16 protein-coding genes and 1 pseudogene are annotated in these 17,469 nt (G+C 60.0%); 10 read left to right on the top strand and 7 right to left on the bottom strand.

Features of this window, described 5'->3' with window-relative positions:
- Nucleotides 1-156: pseudogene (locus tag AC1DSG_RS15690) on the top strand (MFS transporter); the annotation flags it as partial.
- Nucleotides 157-183: 27 nt separating this feature from the next.
- Here the strand turns inward: AC1DSG_RS15690 and AC1DSG_RS15685 are convergent.
- Both AC1DSG_RS15685 and AC1DSG_RS15680 read right to left on the bottom strand, forming a co-directional pair.
- Nucleotides 184-1,752 (bottom strand): phospholipase D family protein, encoded by a 1,569-nt coding sequence (locus AC1DSG_RS15685; protein ID WP_477791695.1) that lies wholly within the window; start codon nucleotides 1,750-1,752, stop codon nucleotides 184-186.
- A 60-nt stretch (nucleotides 1,753-1,812) separates the two neighbouring features.
- On the bottom strand, nucleotides 1,813-3,234 hold the full coding sequence (locus AC1DSG_RS15680; RefSeq protein WP_477791694.1) for an aminotransferase-like domain-containing protein: 1,422 nt from the start codon (nucleotides 3,232-3,234) through the stop codon (nucleotides 1,813-1,815).
- Nucleotides 3,235-3,412: 178 nt separating this feature from the next.
- On the opposite strand from AC1DSG_RS15680, the gene AC1DSG_RS15675 reads away from it, so the two are divergent.
- On the top strand, nucleotides 3,413-3,658 hold the full coding sequence (locus AC1DSG_RS15675; RefSeq protein ID WP_477791693.1) for a DUF1127 domain-containing protein: 246 nt from the start codon (nucleotides 3,413-3,415) through the stop codon (nucleotides 3,656-3,658).
- A 127-nt stretch (nucleotides 3,659-3,785) separates the two neighbouring features.
- Here the strand turns inward: AC1DSG_RS15675 and AC1DSG_RS15670 are convergent, their stop codons facing one another.
- A complete protein-coding gene (locus tag AC1DSG_RS15670) occupies nucleotides 3,786-5,099 on the bottom strand; it encodes an NAD(P)/FAD-dependent oxidoreductase (protein WP_477791692.1) in 1,314 nt (437 codons plus the stop codon).
- A gap of 147 nt (nucleotides 5,100-5,246) precedes the next feature.
- Here AC1DSG_RS15670 and AC1DSG_RS15665 point away from each other — a divergent pair, with 147 nt between their 5' ends.
- Nucleotides 5,247-5,600, top strand: coding sequence for a YkgJ family cysteine cluster protein (locus AC1DSG_RS15665; RefSeq protein ID WP_007947437.1), 354 nt, complete (start codon nucleotides 5,247-5,249; stop codon nucleotides 5,598-5,600).
- A gap of 127 nt (nucleotides 5,601-5,727) precedes the next feature.
- Here AC1DSG_RS15665 and AC1DSG_RS15660 read toward each other — a convergent pair whose 3' ends face one another.
- The gene (locus tag AC1DSG_RS15660; RefSeq protein ID WP_003177284.1) at nucleotides 5,728-6,216 is read right to left on the bottom strand and encodes an Lrp/AsnC ligand binding domain-containing protein; all 489 of its coding nucleotides are present in this window, start codon (nucleotides 6,214-6,216) and stop codon (nucleotides 5,728-5,730) included.
- A 157-nt stretch (nucleotides 6,217-6,373) separates the two neighbouring features.
- On the opposite strand from AC1DSG_RS15660, the gene dadA reads away from it, so the two are divergent.
- The 6 genes from dadA to AC1DSG_RS15630 all read left to right on the top strand — a co-directional run bounded on the left by dadA (nucleotide 6,374) and on the right by AC1DSG_RS15630 (nucleotide 12,506).
- Nucleotides 6,374-7,678, top strand: coding sequence for a D-amino acid dehydrogenase (gene dadA, locus AC1DSG_RS15655; protein WP_223521191.1), 1,305 nt, complete (start codon nucleotides 6,374-6,376; stop codon nucleotides 7,676-7,678).
- Nucleotides 7,650-8,003 carry a RidA family protein gene (locus tag AC1DSG_RS15650; RefSeq protein WP_477791691.1) on the top strand — a complete coding sequence of 118 codons (354 nt, stop codon included), beginning with the start codon at nucleotides 7,650-7,652 and terminating at the stop codon, nucleotides 8,001-8,003. The genes dadA and AC1DSG_RS15650 overlap by 29 nt, the downstream gene beginning before the upstream one ends.
- 97 nt (nucleotides 8,004-8,100) lie before the next feature.
- Nucleotides 8,101-9,174, top strand: a complete 1,074-nt coding sequence (gene alr, locus AC1DSG_RS15645; protein WP_477791690.1) for an alanine racemase — start codon at nucleotides 8,101-8,103, stop codon at nucleotides 9,172-9,174.
- A gap of 129 nt (nucleotides 9,175-9,303) precedes the next feature.
- On the top strand, nucleotides 9,304-9,852 hold the full coding sequence (locus AC1DSG_RS15640; protein ID WP_007947433.1) for a cupin domain-containing protein: 549 nt from the start codon (nucleotides 9,304-9,306) through the stop codon (nucleotides 9,850-9,852).
- 182 nt (nucleotides 9,853-10,034) lie between these two features.
- Nucleotides 10,035-10,448 carry a c-type cytochrome gene (locus AC1DSG_RS15635; RefSeq protein WP_477791697.1) on the top strand — a complete coding sequence of 138 codons (414 nt, stop codon included), beginning with the start codon at nucleotides 10,035-10,037 and terminating at the stop codon, nucleotides 10,446-10,448.
- Nucleotides 10,449-10,583: 135 nt separating this feature from the next.
- Nucleotides 10,584-12,506 (top strand): acetyl-CoA hydrolase/transferase C-terminal domain-containing protein, encoded by a 1,923-nt coding sequence (locus AC1DSG_RS15630; protein ID WP_477791689.1) that lies wholly within the window; start codon nucleotides 10,584-10,586, stop codon nucleotides 12,504-12,506.
- A gap of 127 nt (nucleotides 12,507-12,633) precedes the next feature.
- On the opposite strand, the gene AC1DSG_RS15625 is transcribed toward AC1DSG_RS15630, so the two are convergent.
- Together AC1DSG_RS15625 and rep are read right to left on the bottom strand one after the other, a co-directional pair.
- On the bottom strand, nucleotides 12,634-13,206 hold the full coding sequence (locus AC1DSG_RS15625) for a xanthine phosphoribosyltransferase (protein WP_027926370.1): 573 nt from the start codon (nucleotides 13,204-13,206) through the stop codon (nucleotides 12,634-12,636).
- Between the two features lie 69 nt (nucleotides 13,207-13,275).
- Nucleotides 13,276-15,285, bottom strand: a complete 2,010-nt coding sequence (rep, locus tag AC1DSG_RS15620) for a DNA helicase Rep (RefSeq protein WP_046030650.1) — start codon at nucleotides 15,283-15,285, stop codon at nucleotides 13,276-13,278.
- A 262-nt stretch (nucleotides 15,286-15,547) separates the two neighbouring features.
- Between rep and AC1DSG_RS15615 the strand changes: the two genes are divergently transcribed.
- The gene (locus tag AC1DSG_RS15615; RefSeq protein ID WP_477791688.1) at nucleotides 15,548-17,221 is read left to right on the top strand and encodes a putative bifunctional diguanylate cyclase/phosphodiesterase; all 1,674 of its coding nucleotides are present in this window, start codon (nucleotides 15,548-15,550) and stop codon (nucleotides 17,219-17,221) included.
- A 112-nt stretch (nucleotides 17,222-17,333) separates the two neighbouring features.
- On the opposite strand, the gene AC1DSG_RS15610 is transcribed toward AC1DSG_RS15615, so the two are convergent.
- Nucleotides 17,334-17,469, bottom strand: a 136-nt coding sequence (locus AC1DSG_RS15610) for a hypothetical protein (protein WP_477791696.1), incomplete at its 5' end; no start/stop codon positions are given.

The raw sequence follows: 17,469 nt of genomic DNA, 5'->3' as shown, positions 1-17,469 counted from the left end.
TGGGGGATCGGTTGCCTGGTCGGGCCGTTGGCGGCGGGAGCGGGTAGCCAATGGATCAGCGGGCATGCATTGCCGTTACTGATGGCGGCCGGTGCGTTCGGCTTGGTGATCCTGCTGATGCGCCAGGGGGCGTTTGGTGTCGTCCAACCGGCTTAGTTCAGTAGCAGCTGGCTCCGCCAGCTGCTACAGCATCCGCTCAAGGCCGACCGTGGTGCTCATCCACGCATTGAACCGCCGCCACCAGCTCGCCGGTTCCTTGGTCAGTGTGTGCAGCTTGCCGTCGTCTTCAGTGACCCAGACAACCTGACCCTCCTCCAGCTTCGCTTCATAGCTCAGCGTTGGCGCCATGCCCTGCATGGCCAGTTCTCGGACACGGGCGGCCAGCTCTGGACTGTCCACCAGCACCCCGACTTCGGTGTTCCACAGCACAGAGCGCGGATCGAAATTGAACGAGCCAACGAAGGATTTCTGCTGGTCGAAGATCATCGCCTTGCTGTGCAGGCTGGAGTCGGAGCCTTGGTAATTGGAGCGTCCGAAAAAATGAGGCCCGCTGCCTGCGCCTTTACCCGGTTGGCGCCGCAGTTCGAACAACTTCACGCCGTGTTCCAACAGCGCCTTGCGATACGGCGCATAGCCGCCATGCACGGCCGGTACGTCGGTGGCCTCCAGTGAGTTGGTCAGCAAACTCACGGATACCCCGGCATCGGCGCGACCGGTCAGGTACACCAGGCCCGGCTGTCCGGGGACGAAGTAGGCCGAGGTCATGATCAGCTCTTTGCTGACGCCGTTGAGCTCAGGTGCCAGTTGCGTCGTCAGCAACAAATGCGGGTCCGGCTCGCCGTCGGCCAGCACCTTGCTCGGAGCATCCCACAACGCCTGACTCCACGCCCAGATCAATTCTCGGCGCCAGATGTCCAGGCGCGGGTGCGTCTTGAAGGTCATCAGTTGTTGATACAGCGCATGGTTTTGTTTGCGCGTGTCAGCGAGCGATTCCTCCAGTCGTGTCCGGGTGTTTTGCAGGTCCTGGGTTGTCGGTTTGCTGGACAGGAATTGTTCGATCGGCTTGCTCAGCGCACTGTTCCAGTACTGATCGAAACTCTGCCCCAGTTCTGCGGCGACCGGGCCGACGCCGAGCATGTCGATATCAGTGAAGTTCAGGTTGGGCTCGGCATCGAAATACTCGTCGCCCAGATTACGCCCGCCCACGATCGCCATGCTGTTGTCCGCCAGCCACAGCTTGTTGTGCATGCGCCGGTGTTGCTGCGACAGGTTGAACAGGCGGCCCATGGTTCGCGTCACGCCGGTGCTGCGCCCAAGGTGCAACGGGTTGAACACGCGGATCTGCATGTTCGGGTGTGCAGCGAGGGTGGCGATGAGCTGATCCTGACCATCGCTGGTGGTGTCATCCAGCAGCACCCTGACGCGTACGCCGCGATCAGCCGTTTTGAGCAGTTCCTCCACGAGCATCCGTGTGCTGATGCCGTCATGCACGATGTAGTACTGCAGATCGAGGCTGCTTTGAGCGTTGCGGATCAGTTCGGCGCGGGCGGTGAAGGCTTCGGTGCTGTCGGACAGCAAGCGAAAGCCCGACCGCCCCTCATGAGACGCGGCCTGCGCCTGGACCGACCGGCCAAACGCCGAATCGCTGGCGGGTAGCGCCTGACTTGGCTGACGCTGAACGTCAACGCTGGCGCAGCCGCTSAGGAGCGAGGCGAATAGCAGAAGAGCGAGCAGGGGCTGTCTGACTCTCAAGAGGGATCGTTCCGATGGGCGGCAGGTGTCGGCATATGGACGCTGGTTTCCCGAGAAAAGTCAGTCAGTTTCCGCTAGCAGCTTGATCGCCGCAGCCCCGACCTTGCGCACCGCTTCTTCGATCTGCGGCGTTGGTTTGGCAGCGTAGTTCATGCGCAGGCAATTGCGGTACTTGCCCGACGCGGAAAAGATGCTGCCGACTGCAATCTGTACGCCCTGATCATGTAGAGCGCGATTCAGTTTCAGGGTGTCGAAGCTTTCCGGTAGCTCAACCCACAACATGAAGCTGCCTTGTGGGCGACTGGCGCGGGTGCCGGCCGGAAAGTAGCGCGTGACCCAGTCGATCATCACGTCGCGATTACGCTGGTACTGCGTGCGCATCCGCCGCAAATGTGGCTCGAAATGCCCGGCCTTGAGAAATTCGGCAATCGCGATTTGCGGTTGCGGCGCGGTGGAGCCGGTGCTGATGTATTTCATGTGCAGCACCCGTTCCAGATAACGGCCGGGCGCTACCCAGCCGATGCGTAATCCGGGGGCCAGGGTCTTGGAAAACGAACTGCAGAGAAGGACTCGGCCGTCTTCGTCGAAGGATTTGATCGTGCGCGGGCGCGGGTAGGTGTAGGCCAGTTCGCCATACACATCGTCCTCGATAATCGCCACGTCGAAGCGCTGCGCGAGCGTCAATAACGCGCGTTTGCGCGACTCCGGCATGATGTAGCCCAGCGGGTTGTTGCAGTTGGGGGTCAACTGTATGACTTTGATCGGCCACTGTTCCAGGGCCAGTTCCAGCGCATCGAGACTGATGCCGGTGAGCGGGTCGGTGGGAATCTCCAGCGCTTTCATGCCCAGCCCCTTTAGGGTCTGCATGGCGCCGTGAAAGCTCGGCGAGTCTACGGCCACAATGTCCCCCGGCTCGCAGATCGCGCGGATGCTGGTGGACAGCGCTTCATGGCAGCCGGTCGTGACCACCAGGTCGCTGGCGCTCAACTGGCAGCCGGAATCGAGCATCAGGCGTGCGATCTGTTCGCGCAGTTCGAGGGTGCCGTGGATGTTGTCGTAATACAGACCGGGCATGTCTTGCCGGCGGCTGATACGCGCGAGGTTGCGCAGCAGCGGTTTCATGGTCGGGGTGGTGATGTCCGGCATGCCGCGACCCAGTTGCACCACGTCTTTGCGCGGCACCGCGCGAATCAGCTCCAGCACTTGATCCCATTGCGAAATATCCACCGGTCGCTGGGCCGGGCGCCCAATGGCCGGCAGCTCCGGCAGTTCACGACCCGCCGGCACGAAGTAGCCCGACTTGGGTTTTGGCGTCGCCAGGCCACTGTCTTCCAGTACGCGATAGGCCTGCTGCACAGTGCTTAGGCTAACGCCATGTTCGACACTCAATGCCCGCACCGACGGTAGTCGGTCACCGGGGCGATAAAAGCCCTGTTCGATACGTGTGCCGAGCAATTCGGCGAGGTTGACGTAAAGGGTCATGGTGCAGTCTCGGTGGAGGTGATTCGGTAAACCAATACAGATCGAGGCAAAAATCAGGATTCAGACACAAAAACGCGAAATCTGTATGGGGTTAATAGTTGCTTGTTGAATCTGTAATGCTTTTGGCCGTCCACGCATCATGAAAGCTCTGGCTACCCAAGTAAACAGGAGCAATCAAATGAACGGCTTGAGCGATGTGCGGCTGACGTTACACAGTCAGGAACTGGTGAGAGGGCAAGACAACGGTGCACGTGAGGCGCAGCTGCGCAAAGCGCCGTCCGGCCTGAGTCGCTGGGGTCTGTTCTGGCATCGTCTGCACACGCGCAAGGCGTTGCTGGCGCTGACGCCGGAGCAGCTCAGGGATGTGGGGCTGACGCGGGAACAGGCGCGGGAGGAGGGGCTTAAGCCTTTCTGGAGGATCTGAAGCCCTATGGTGCTCTCCCGGGCCAATCGCGAGCAGGCTCGCTCCCACAGGGGATTTGTGAACGACACAGATCAACTGTGGGAGCGAGCCTGCTCGCGATGGCGCCGGAACAGGCAGCAAAAACCTATCAGACCAACTCTTTAAGCCGATGCCACAACATCCCCAACGCCAACAACGGCGAGCGCAAATGCTTCCCGCCCGGAAAGGTGATGTGCGGCACCTTGGCAAACAGATCAAACCCGCCACTCTGCTGCCCACTGATCGCCTCAGCCAGCAACTTGCCCGCCAGATGCGTGGCATTCACCCCATGACCGGAATAGGCCTGGGCGTAATACACATTCGGCTGGTCTTTGAGCCGGCCAATTTGCGGCAGCCGGTTGGCACCGATGCCGATCATCCCGCCCCATTGATAGTCGATCTTCACCGCGCCCAGTTGCGGGAAGACTTCCAGCATCTTCGGTTGCATGTACGCGGCGATATCTTTCGGATCGCGGCCTGAATAGTGGCAGGCGCCACCAAACAGCAAGCGTCGGTCCGCCGAGAGACGGTAGTAATCCAGTGCCACGCGCTGATCGCAGACTGCCATGTTCTGCGGCAGCAGTGAGTGAGCCAGCGCTTCACTCAAGGGCTCGGTGGCGATGATGTAACTGCCTGCAGGCAGCACTTTGCCGCTGAGTTCGGGATTGAGCTCGTTAAGGTAGGCGTTGCAGCTCAGTACCAGTGTCTTGGCACGGACCGAGCCCTGGGCCGTGTGGACTTTAATCACGGAGCCATAATCGATGCGGGTGACCGCCGATTGTTCGAACAGTACCGCCCCCATTTCCTCGGCCGCCGCCGCTTCGCCCAGTGCCAGGTTCAGTGGATGCAGATGCCCCGAGCCCATGTCGATCAGGCCGCCGACGTAGCGGTCGGAACCCACCACCGAGTGCATTTCATTGGCTTGCAGCAGACGCGTTTCATAACGGTAGCCGAGGCTGCGCAGCTCTTCGGCGTCTTCGGCGAAGCCTTGGAGTTCGCGAGGCTTGTTGGCCAGGTCGCAGTAGCCCCAAGTCAGGTCGCAGGGGATCTGAAACCGCTCGACGCGCTGCCGGACGATTTCCACTGCCTCAAGGCCCATGAGTTTCATCTGGCGCACGCCGTCTGCGCCGATCACATTCGCGAATTGATCAAGGCCATGACCGACACCCCGAATCAACTGCCCGCCATTGCGCCCGCTGGCGCCCCAGCCGATTTTGTGAGCTTCAAGCAAGATGACGCTCAAACCACGTTCAGCCAGTTCAAACGCTGTGTTGAGGCCGGAGAACCCACCGCCGACCACGCACACATCCGCCACTAGATCACCTCTGAGCACCGGATAGTCGGGCTGCGGCAGGCTGCTGGCGGCGTAGTAAGAGGCGGTGTGCTGGTGGCTTGGAGCAGGTTGCTGAGCACCGGCGTTCATGTGGGGGTTCCCGATTCTGGCGTCTGGAAAATTTGACGGAGCATAATCCGGACCTTCGGACGCGGGCAACATTGGTCGGCTGCTGCTGTATGGATCCGCGGCTTTGCTTCAGAATCGCGCTCTATTTCGCTTTGGGTCACCGCTCCGATGAGCTGTAACAGTCAGAAAATCCGTACGCTGCGACAGCAGATCCCCTCGTTCGAGTGCGTGCCCGGCTGCCATGACTGCTGTGGACCGGTGACCACCTCGCCGGAAGAAATGTCGCGCCTGCCGCGCAAGACCCGCGCCGAGCAGGATGCGGCGATGGATGAGCTCAATTGCGTGCACCTGGGGCCGAACGGTTGCACGGTGTATGACGAACGCCCGCTGATTTGCCGGTTGTTTGGCACCACCAAGACCTTGCCGTGCCCGAATGGGCGGGGGCCGGTGGAGCTGATTCATCCGCGGGTGGAGAAGCAGATTCATGAGTACATGGCTTCTACCCGGCAGGTGTTGGTTTAAGCTGCTGTGCTGATTCGGTTGTTCCGAGTCGACCCWATCGCGGGCAAGCCCGCTCCCACAAGGCTTAGCGCAGAACCTGTGGGAGCGGGCTTGCCCGCGATAGGGCCGGATCAGGCACCAAAAATCCTCAATCCGGAATCGGCAAACTCAAACTCTCTTTCACCTCTTCCATCACGATATAGCTCTTGGATTCGCGCACATGCGGCAACTTGAGCAGGATGTCCCCCAGCAATTTGCGGTACGAGGCCATCTCGGAAATCCGCGCCTTCACCAGATAGTCGAAATCCCCCGATACCAAGTGGCATTCCAGCACATGGGGCAGTTTCAGCACCGCGCGTCGGAACTCTTCGAAAGTATCGCCGGATTTGTAGTCAAGGCTGATCTCGACGAACACCAGCAGACTACCCTTCAAGTGCTGCGGATTGAGCCGCGCGTTGTAGCCCATGATGATCCCTTCCCGCTCCAGGCGTCTCACCCGCTCAGTGCACGGCGTGGTGGAGAGCCCGACCTTTTCCCCCAGCTCCGTGAAGGAGATGCGTCCGTCCGCTTGCAGGATCCGCAGGATGTTGCGGTCGATCTTGTCCAGCTCTCGTTTGGTCTGTGTGTTGGTACGCATAGGGGATGCGCCTCCGTGAAAAGGGTTTTTGCCGAGAATTGTCGCCAAATATAGCTGCTTATATAGTGAAAAACACTGGCAAATCTTTTTTACACTGCGCACATCACTGCTTGAATACAACACACGTCAGCGGTCAGCCGCGATGAGGGATATGAAAATGCGCGTTATGGTCTTGGGTAGCGGCGTCATCGGTACCGCCAGTGCTTATTATCTGGCTCGGGCCGGGTTTGAAGTGGTGGTCGTGGACCGTCAGCCGGCCGCTGCCATGGAGACCAGTTTCGCCAACGCCGGGCAGGTTTCGCCGGGTTATGCCTCGCCGTGGGCCGCACCGGGTGTGCCGCTCAAGGCCATCAAGTGGCTGTTGCAGCGCCACGCACCGCTGGCGATCAAGGCCACCGCCGACATCGATCAATACCTGTGGATGGCGCAGATGCTGCGCAACTGCACCGCCAGCCGTTACGCGGTGAACAAGGAGCGCATGGTCCGTCTGTCCGAGTACAGCCGTGACTGCCTCGACGAATTGCGCGCCGAAACCGGTATCGCCTACGAAGGCCGCAGCCTCGGCACGACCCAGCTGTTCCGCACCCAAGCTCAACTGGACGGTGCCGCGAAAGACATCGCCGTGCTGAAAGAGTCCGGCGTACCGTTTGAACTGCTCGACCGCGCCGGCATTGCCCGCGTTGAGCCGGCGCTGGCCGCCGTCACCGACATCCTCGCCGGTGCCCTGCGGCTGCCGAACGACCAGACCGGCGACTGCCAGATTTTTACCACCCGCCTGGCCGAAATGGCCGTGAAACTCGGTGTGGAATTCCGCTTCGGCCAGGACATTCAGAAACTCGACTACGCCGGTGATCGCATCAACGGCGTGTGGATCGACGGCAAACTGGAAACCGCTGACCGCTACGTACTGGCACTCGGCAGCTACTCCCCGCAATTGCTCAAGCCACTGGGCATCAAGGCCCCGGTGTACCCGCTCAAGGGTTACTCGCTGACTGTTCCGATCACCAACCCGGCAATGGCCCCGACGTCGACCATTCTCGACGAGACCTACAAGGTCGCGATCACCCGTTTCGACAACCGCATCCGCGTCGGTGGCATGGCTGAAATCGCCGGTTTTGACCTGTCGCTGAACCCGCGTCGGCGCGAAACCCTGGAGATGATCGTCAACGACCTTTATCCTCAAGGCGGCGATCTGGCCCAGGCCAGTTTCTGGACCGGCCTGCGCCCGACTACCCCGGACGGCACGCCGATCGTTGGCGCGACACCGTTCAAGAATCTGTTCCTGAACACCGGTCACGGCACACTCGGCTGGACCATGGCCTGTGGCTCCGGTCGCTTGCTGGCTGACCTGATGGCGAAGAAAGCGCCGCAGATCAGCGCCGAAGGCCTCGATATTTCCCGTTATGGCAGCAAGACCCAGGAGTCCGCAAAACATGTCAATCCAGCGCCAGCTCACCAATGAGCGCATGAGTCAGATCGTCAGCCACAACGGCACTGTGTATCTGGCAGGGCAAGTCGGCGATGACATGAGCGCCGGGATTGAACAGCAGACCCGTGAAGCCCTCGCCAACATCGAGCATTTGCTCGATCAGGCGGGCACCGACAAGAATCACCTGTTGTCGGTGACGATTTACCTGAAAGACATTGATGCCCACTTCGAAGGCATGAACGCCGTCTGGGACAAGTGGCTGCCAAAAGGCGTGGCCCCGGCACGTGCGACCGTTGAGTCGAAGCTGTGCGAACCGGAAATTCTGGTCGAGCTGTCGGTTGTAGCCGCTCTGTCGTAATAGACTCAGCAAGATCCCTCTGCCGGTGCTGTTGGCGGTTCACGCCGTCAGCCAGCGCCGGTTTTTTATTCCCATGACCGCCTAGAAGTCTGCCGCCATGCGTCCAGCCCGTGCCCTGATCGACCTTCAAGCCCTGCGTCACAACTACCGGATCGCCCGTGAGATCACCGGGGCCAAGGCCCTCGCGGTGATCAAGGCCGATGCCTACGGCCATGGCGCGGTGCGTTGCGCCCAGGCGCTGGAAGCCGAGGCCGATGGCTTTGCCGTGGCCTGCATCGAAGAGGCTTTGGAGTTGCGCGCGGCGGGCATCCAAGCGCCGGTATTGCTGCTGGAAGGGTTCTTCGAAGCCGATGAGTTGTCGCTGATCGTCGAGCACGATTTCTGGTGCGTGGTGCATTCGCTGTGGCAGCTCGAAGCCATCGAAAAAGCCACGCTGAGCAAGCCGATCACCGTCTGGCTCAAGCTCGATTCAGGCATGCACCGCGTCGGCCTGCACCCCAAGGATTATCAGGACGCCTATCAGCGGCTTCTGGCCAGCGGCAAGGTGGCGAAAGTTGTGCTGATGAGCCACTTCGCCCGTGCCGATGAGCTGCACGAACAGTCCAGCGCTGAGCAAGTCGCGGTTTTTGAAGCCGCGCGTAAAGGCTTGTCGGCGGAAGTCAGCCTGCGCAACTCGCCAGCCGTGTTGGGTTGGCCGCAGATCCCGAGTGATTGGGTTCGCCCGGGCATCATGCTGTATGGCGCGACGCCGTTCGAAGAAGCCAACACCGTGGCCGCTCGCCTGCATCCGGTGATGACCCTGGAATCGAAAGTGATTTGCGTGCGTGAGCTGCCGGCCGGCGAGCCGATCGGTTACGGCGCCCGGTTTATCACACCCAAGCCGATGCGCGTTGGCGTGGTCGCCATGGGCTATGCCGACGGGTATCCGCGTCACGCGCCGACCGGTACGCCGGTCATGGTCGCCGGACAACGCAGCCAGTTGATCGGCCGGGTGTCGATGGACATGCTCTGCATCGACCTGACCGATGTGCCGCAAGCCGGCCTCGGTTCGACTGTCGAGTTATGGGGCAAAAACATCCTCGCCAGCGAAGTGGCGGCGGCAGCGGACACGATTCCTTATCAGATTTTCTGCAACCTGCGCCGGGTGCCACTGCTCTATTCCGAGGGCTGACAGCCTGCGGTCGAAACCGAAAGTCGCCTCACTCCACAGGATTCAGGCCCAAGTGTTGTAAATACTGAACGCTGTCGCCATGATAACGCTCAATATTCCAACAACCTGAATCCCCTGGAGGCGCTAGCATTGGACGTCGGTGAACGACTGCAATCCATCCGTAAGCTCAAAGGCCTTTCGCAGCGTGAGCTCGCCAAGCGCGCGGGTGTGACCAACAGCACGATTTCGATGATCGAGAAGAACAGCGTCAGTCCCTCGATCAGTTCGCTGCGCAAAGTACTGGGCGGGATTCCCATGTCCATGGTCGAGTTCTTTTCTGAAGAAATCCTGCAGGAAAAACCGACGCAGATCGTCTACAAGGCCAACGAGCTGATCGACATTTCCGACGGCGCCGTGACCATGAAACTGGTCGGCCGGGCGCATCCGAGCCGGGCTATCGCTTTTCTGAATGAAATCTACCCGCCAGGCGCCGACACCGGTGACGAGATGCTCACCCATGAGGGCGAGGAAACCGGCATTTTGGTGGAGGGTCGACTGGAACTGGTGGTCGGGCTGGAAACTTTTGTGCTCGAAGCTGGCGATAGCTACTACTTTGAAAGTACTAAGCCGCATCGTTTCCGAAATCCGTTCGATGCGCCAGCGCGACTAATCAGCGCAGCGACACCGGCGAATTTCTAAGTAAAGTCGGCGCCCTGCCAGTCAGGCTGAGGCCCCGAAGTGTTTTTCCGCTGCGTCATAAGACCCCTTCGACTTTGGGGTTGTTTCAGTGTGGCGGGCTTACCGCTATACTTGCGCCCGCCTGCGAACCGTGGCCGTAGGCGTGACTAGCCACCATTGAGGGTGAACGCGTGAACCTAATTATGAAAATGCTGGCTGTACCAGCAACCGTATTGGCCCTTTGGGCTGTCAGCGCTCAAGCTGCGACGAACGACGATATTGCCAAACGCCTTGAGCCAGTCGGCCAGGTTTGTGTTCAGGGCAAAGAGTGCAAGGGGATGGAAGTTGCTGCTTCTGTGGGTGGTGGGGATGCCAAAACCCCAGACTCAGTGATTGCAAAACATTGCAACGCTTGCCACGGCTCCGGCCTGCTGGGCGCACCGAAAATCGGTGACACCGCAGCCTGGAAGGAACGTGCCGATCACCAGGGCGGTCTCGACGGCATCCTGGCCAAAGCCATTACCGGTATCAACGCGATGCCGCCTAAAGGCACTTGCGCCGATTGCTCCGACGCCGACCTCAAAGGCGCCATCCAGAAGATGTCCGGCCTGAAATAAGCCCACGTCTTCAGCAAAAAACCGCTTTCGAGCGGTTTTTTTGTGCCTGCGATTTGTGCCTGAGACTGTTCATTGCAGCAAAGACCCGGCAAGCTCGGTCCAACCCCTATTCACGGAATGTCAAGGGAGGATCAGATGGTGCAGCTGTGTTCTATCGAGCAAGCGGTGGATGACGTGTTGGCACGCCTGCCGGCGCATATCCACATGGGACTGCCCCTCGGTCTGGGTAAACCCAACCACTTCGTCAACGCGCTGTACCAGCGCATTGCGCAATTGCCTGAACGGCGGCTGACGATCTATACCGCTCTGTGCCTCGGCCGGCCTGACTTGGGCGATGGTTTGCAGAAGCGCTTTCTTGAGCCCTTTATCGAGCGGGTGTTCGGTGATTACCCGGAGCTGGATTTTCTGGAGGGTCTGCATAAAGACAACCTGCCGCCGAACATTCACATCCAGCAATTTTTCTTGCAGCCGGGGAGTCTGCTGCATAGTGCATCGGCCCAACAGGATTACGTCAGCAGCAACTACAGCCACGCCGCGCGGGACATCAACGCCGCCGGTTTGAACCTGGTCGCACAGCTGGTGGCCAGCCACCCCGAGCACCCGGATCGTCTGAGCCTGAGCTGCAACCCGGACATCACCCTCGACCTGTTCCCGATGATCGCCAAACGCCGGGCGGCGGGGGAGACCATCCTGCTGGTGGGCCAGGTGCACAACGACTTGCCCTATATGCCCCGCGACGCCGAAATCGGCATCGACACCTTCGACCTGCTGATTGACGAAAAAGACAGCACCACGCTGTTTTCCACGCCGAACATGCCGGTGGGCTTCCAGGACCACTTCATCGGCCTGCACGCCAGTGCGCTGGTGCGCGATGGCGGCACCTTGCAAATTGGCATCGGCGCCATGGGCGATGCGCTGACCGCTGCGTTGCTGGCGCGGCAGGATGACAATGTCGGATACAAGGCGTTGCTGGCGGATGTGAATCTCAGTCAGTGGGCGCAGTTGATCGACCGCGAAGGCGGCCTCGAACCGTTCGCCAAAGGCCTGTACGGTTGCAGCGAAATGTTCGTCAACGGCCTGCTGGTGCTGGTCGATGCCGGGATCGTGCGGCGCAAGGTCTACCCGGATGTGCCGACTCAGCAACAGGCGAATGCCGCCACCCTCGATCAAGCCGCGCAAACAGACGGCATCTCGGTACACGGCGGTTTCTTCCTCGGCCCCCGCAGTTTCTACGAGCGCCTGCGTGAGCTGCCACAAAGCAAGCGTTTTGAATTCAACATGACCCGCATCAGCTACATCAACGAGCTGTACGGTCAGGAAGAGCTCAAGCGTTTGCAGCGCCTCGATGCGCGCTTCATCAACACCGTGTTCATCATGACCTTGCTTGGTGCCGGCGTGGCCGATCAGCTGCAAGACGGGCGGGTACTCAGCGGTGTGGGCGGGCAGTACAACTTCGTCGCCCAGGGCCATGCGCTGGAAGGTGCGCGTTCGGTGCTGTTGCTGCGTAGCTGGCGAGAGTCGGGAGGGCAGGTCAGCTCGAACATTGTCTGGGAGTACGGCCACTGCACGATCCCCAGGCATCTGCGGGACATTGTGGTCACCGAATACGGTATCGCCGACTTGCGTGGCAAGACCGATGCGGCGGTGATCGAGGCGTTGCTCAACATCAGCGATTCACGGTTCCAGTCGGGATTGATCGAGCAGGCACAGAGCGTCGGTAAGCTGCCCAAGGATTTCCGACTCGCCCCACGCTTCGCTGACAACAGCCCAGAACGTTTACAGGCGATTCAGGCGCGGCACCCGAACCTGTTTCCGGAATATCCGTTGGGCTGTGATTTCACCGAGGTGGAGCGCGACGTGTTGCGGGCGCTGAACTGGCTGAAGAGCAAGTTCAAGCTGACGGAGATTCTGGAATTGGGGAAAGCTGCGCTGGATGCGCCAGAGGCTTCGATGTTTCCAGAGCATCTGGAGCGGATGCAGCTGACCAACCCGGACGGGTTGAAGGAAGATTTGTTGCAGCGGCTACTGCTCACCGGCCTCAAGGCCACCACGCAATAACAGCCAACACAAAACAACGGTGGGAGCCAGCCTGCTGGCGATGGCCGTCTGTCAGTCATGAAGATGTTGACTGACACGACGCCATCGCCAGCAGGCTGGCTCCCACAGGGAAATGCGGCGTTGCTGGCTATTCGATGAAGGTCACGACGCCGCCGGCCAGCGATTGCACGCGAGCCAACGATTCCACGCGATAACCCTGTGCATCCAGTTCCGCACGCCCACCCTGAAACGACTTCTCGATCACGATTCCCAAGCCGGCCACGGTCGCGCCGGCCTGTTTGATGATTGAGATCAGCGCCTGCGACGCCTTACCGTTGGCCAGGAAGTCATCGATGATCAGCACACGGTCGCTGCTGGTCAGGTGGCGCGGGGAGATCGCCACCGTGCTTTCGGTCTTCTTGGTGAACGAGTAAACGGTCGCCGACAGCAGGTTTTCAGTCAGGGTCAGGGACTGCTGCTTGCGGGCGAAGATCACCGGCACGCCGAGATTCAGACCGGTCATGATCGCCGGTGCGATGCCCGAGGCTTCGATGGTGACGATCTTGGTGATGCCCGAGTCCTTGAACAGCGCGGCGAATTCGTCGCCGATCAGCTTCATCAGGGCCGGGTCGATCTGGTGGTTCAGAAAGGCGTCGACTTTCAGGACCTGATCGGAAAGCACGATGCCTTGTTCGCGAATTTTCTGGTGCAGTGCTTCCATGAAGCTTTCCTCTACTGACGCCGTATGCGTCTAGCTTGTAAAAAGTGTTCGGTTAAAAAGTAGGCAATTCTAACGCTTTAACATCGCCCGTATATCCGCCAATGCAGTATTTCCGCGAACGGCTTTGACTTCGACGGGCGTGTCGTCGTTGCCTTCCCACGCCAGATCGTCCGGCGGCAACTCATCGAGGAAGCGGCTTGGCGCGCAGTCGATGATTTCGCCGTACTGCTTACGCTTTGCAGCGAAAGTGAAGGCCAGCGTCTGGCGAGCGCGGGTAATCCCGACGTAGGCCAGGCGGCGTTCTTCCTCGATGGTGTCGGCTTCGATGCTGGAACGGTGCGGAAGGATTTCCTCTTCCATGCCCATGATGAACACGTAAGGGAATTCCAGACCCTTGGAGGCATGCAAGGTCATCATCTGCACACCTTCGGCGCCGTCTTCCTCCTCCTGCTGACGTTCCAGCATGTCGCGCAGGACGAGTTTGCCGATGGCGTCTTCGACGGTCATCTCGCCTTCTTCGTCTTTCTCCAGGGTGTTTTTCAGCGCCTCGATCAGGAACCAGACGTTCCCCATGCGGTAATCGGCCGCTTTGTCGCTGGAGCTGTTGGTGCGCAGCCAGTTCTCGTAGTCGATGTCCATGACCATGCTGCGCAGCGCCGAGATCGGGTCTTCGCCGGCGCATTGCTCGCGCACCTTGTCCATGAAGCGCTTGAAGCGCGACAGGCGATCGGTGAAGCGGGTGTCCAGATGCTCGCCCAGACCGATTTCGTCAGTGGCGGCGTACATCGAGATTTTGCGTTCGGTGGCGTAGTTGCCGAGCTTTTCCAGGGTGGTCGAGCCGATTTCCCGGCGCGGAACGTTGATCACCCGCAGGAAGGCGTTGTCATCGTCCGGGTTCACGATCAGGCGGAAGTAGGCCATCAGGTCTTTCACTTCCTGACGCCCGAAAAAGCTGTTGCCGCCGGACAGGCGATAAGGGATCTGGTGGTGTTGCAGCTTCAGCTCGATCAGCTTGGCCTGGTAGTTGCCGCGATACAGGATCGCGAAATCGCTGTACGGCCGGTCCGTGCGCAGGTGCAGGGTCAGCAGTTCCACGGCCACGCGCTCGGCTTCGGCGTCTTCGTTGCGGCAGCGGATCACGCGGATCTCGTCGCCGTGGCCCATCTCGCTCCACAGCTGCTTTTCGAATTCGTGCGGGTTGTTCGAGATCAGCACGTTGGCACAGCGCAGGATGCGGCTGGTGGAGCGGTAGTTTTGCTCCAGCATCACCACTTTCAAGGAGGGGTAATCGTCCTTGAGCAACATCAGGTTTTCGGGGCGGGCGCCGCGCCAGGCGTAGATCGACTGGTCATCGTCGCCCACCACGGTGAACTGGTTGCGCGTGCCGATCAGCAATTTCACCAGCAAATACTGGCTGGCGTTGGTGTCCTGATATTCGTCCACCAGCAGGTAGCGAACTTTGTTCTGCCACTTTTCGAGGATGTCGGCGTGTTCCTGGAACAGCTTGACCGGCAGCAGGATCAGGTCGTCGAAGTCCACCGCGTTGAACGCCTTGAGCGTGCGCTGGTAGTGGGTGTAGACGATGGCGGCGGTCTGCTCCTTGGGATTACGCGCATTTTCCAGGGCTTCGGCGGGCAGGATCAGGTCGTTTTTCCACGAGCCGATCATGTTCTTGATCTCGTCGACGCCGTCGTCGCCCGCGTATTCCTTCTGCATGATGTCGGTCATCAAGGCTTTGACGTCGGTCTCGTCAAAGATCGAGAAGCCCGGCTTGTAGCCCAGCCGCACGTGTTCCTTGCGGATGATGTTCAGCCCCAGGTTGTGGAAGGTGCACACCGTCAGGCCACGGCCTTCGCCGCCCTTGAGCAGGGTGCCGACCCGTTCCTTCATCTCGCGCGCGGCCTTGTTGGTAAAGGTCATGGCGACAATGTACTGGGCGCGGATGCCGCAATTCTGGATCAGGTGCGCGATTTTGCGCGTGATCACACTGGTTTTGCCGGAGCCTGCGCCGGCGAGCACCAAAAGAGGGCCGCCGACGTAGCTCACGGCTTCTTGCTGCCGGGGATTGAGTCGGGACATACGGAATTCAGGGAGTCATTTGTGAAAAGGGCCAGCATTTTAACAGGCTCAGCGAATTGTGCTGCTCTGTCCGACTTGTGACGCAACACGCTTTCTCTAATTGCCGGTTTTGATACTTTCAAGCAGGATGCGCGGTGAATTTGTGGCTAATGTTCAGATTCAGACACAAAACCGCGCTTGATACTTGATGCCATTTGGTCATTGGTTACTAGCGCGGCATAATGCCTGCCGCCTACATCCTTGCAGAGTCTAGGGAGCCAGCTTGTCTACGCCTGTCGAACCCTTGCGTTTGCTGCTACTGGCCGAAGAGCCAGCGTGGGTAGCGTTGTTGCGCGAGTGTCTGGCTCCGATGGGGAGTTCGGCCGTGCTTATCAGTGCACCGAGCTGGGAGTCGGTCTGCAATTTGTTCGATGACAACCGCAACGCGGTGTTGTTGACTGTTCCTGCACTTCAGCCGCTACCTGGCCGTTGCAGCTTGCCGACGGTGTTGTTGGTCGAACACGAGCCACCGGTGACGCCCGATGGTGTGAGTGACTGGCTGGTACGTGATCTGCTCGATGCCGGTATGTTGCGCCGGTGCCTGCGGCATGTACGTGAGCGTGGCCTGCTGGAAAATACCTTGCAGCGCCTGGCAGAGCAGGATCCGTTGACCGGTATCGCCAACCGCCAGGGTTTTCAGACCTTGCTGGCCGCACGTCTGGCGGAAAACGACGGCCGCGGCCTGGCCCTCGGTCACCTTGATCTCGACAACTTCCGTCATGCCAACGATGCCCTTGGCCACCAGGCCGGCGACCGCTTGATCCTGCAAGTGGTCGCGCGGTTGAAAAGCCAGCTTGAGGTCGGCGATCAACTGGCGCGCCTGGGCAGTGATGAATTCGCCTTGCTGATCGACACCCGCCGTGCGCCTCAGCGCGCCGAGTGGATGGCTGAGCGCATTACCGAAGCACTGGCCGAACCCTACTGGGTCGACGGCGAAAGCCTGTTGATCGGTTCCAGCCTGGGCATTGCTCATGCCCGGGCCCAGGCCGGCGCCGACCCGCTGATGTGGCACGCGCACATCGCCATGCAGCAGGCCAAGAGCACCCAAGGCTGCACCTTTCACATCTTCAACGAACGCATCAACCGCAACGCCCGTAGCATGGCCGACCTTGAAAGCGAGCTGCGCCGGGCCTTGCGCCGTGACGAACTGGAGCTGCATTACCAGCCTCGCCTGAACCTTGCTGACGGCCAGATTGTTGGCCTCGAAGCATTGGTGCGCTGGCGTCATGCCGAGCGCGGTTTGCTGCCACCGAGCGAATTCGTACCGCTGGCCGAGCAAAGCGGTTTGATCGTGCCGCTGGGTTACTGGGTGATTTCCCGGGCGCTGCAAGACATGCAAGCCTTGCGCGAACAGGGTTTTTCGGCGTTGCACATGGCGATCAACCTGTCATTCCGGCAGTTTCAGGACAGCCAGTTGCTATCCACCTTGAGCCGGCTGATTGCCGAGCGCGGCGTCGAAGCGCAATGGCTGGAGTTCGAACTGACCGAAACCGCGGTGATGCGCCGCAGCGATCTGGTCAAGCAAACCATGGACGCCCTCGGACGCCTGGGCGTGCGCTTCTCTCTGGATGACTTCGGCACCGGGTTCTCGTCCTTCGTGCACCTCAACAGCCTGCCGATCGCGTTGCTGAAGGTCGACAAGAGTTTTGTCGGCGGCATGGAAGAACGTGATGAGAATCGCAAGCTGGTCCACGCGATGATCAACCTGGCGCACAACCTCAATCTTGAGGTGGTTGCTGAAGGGGTGGAAACAGCGGAGCAGCTGGAGTTGTTGCGCGGTTTTGGTTGCGATCAAGTGCAGGGGTATCTGATCAGCAAGCCGTTACCGCTGGCGGAGCTGGTTAAATATCTGACCTTCGACAGTCGCCAGCAGCCGATGCTAGAAGTGGTGAATTAACCACAAACCAATGTGGGAGCGAGCCTGCTCGCGAAGGGGCCGTGTCAGTCGACCTCTACGTTGACTGACGCTCCGCCTTCGCGAGCAGGCTCGCTCCCACATTGGTTTGTGGTTAATTCACCACTTCTAGCATCGGCTGCTGGCGACTGTCGAAGGTCAGATATTTAACCAGCTCCGCCAGCGGTAACGGCTTGCTGATCAGATACCCCTGCACTTGATCGCAACCAAAACCGCGCAACAACTCCAGC

The sequence above is a fragment of the Pseudomonas sp. P5_A12 genome, from assembly GCF_056400685.1.
This window is presented reverse-complemented; position numbering and strand designations above follow the sequence as displayed.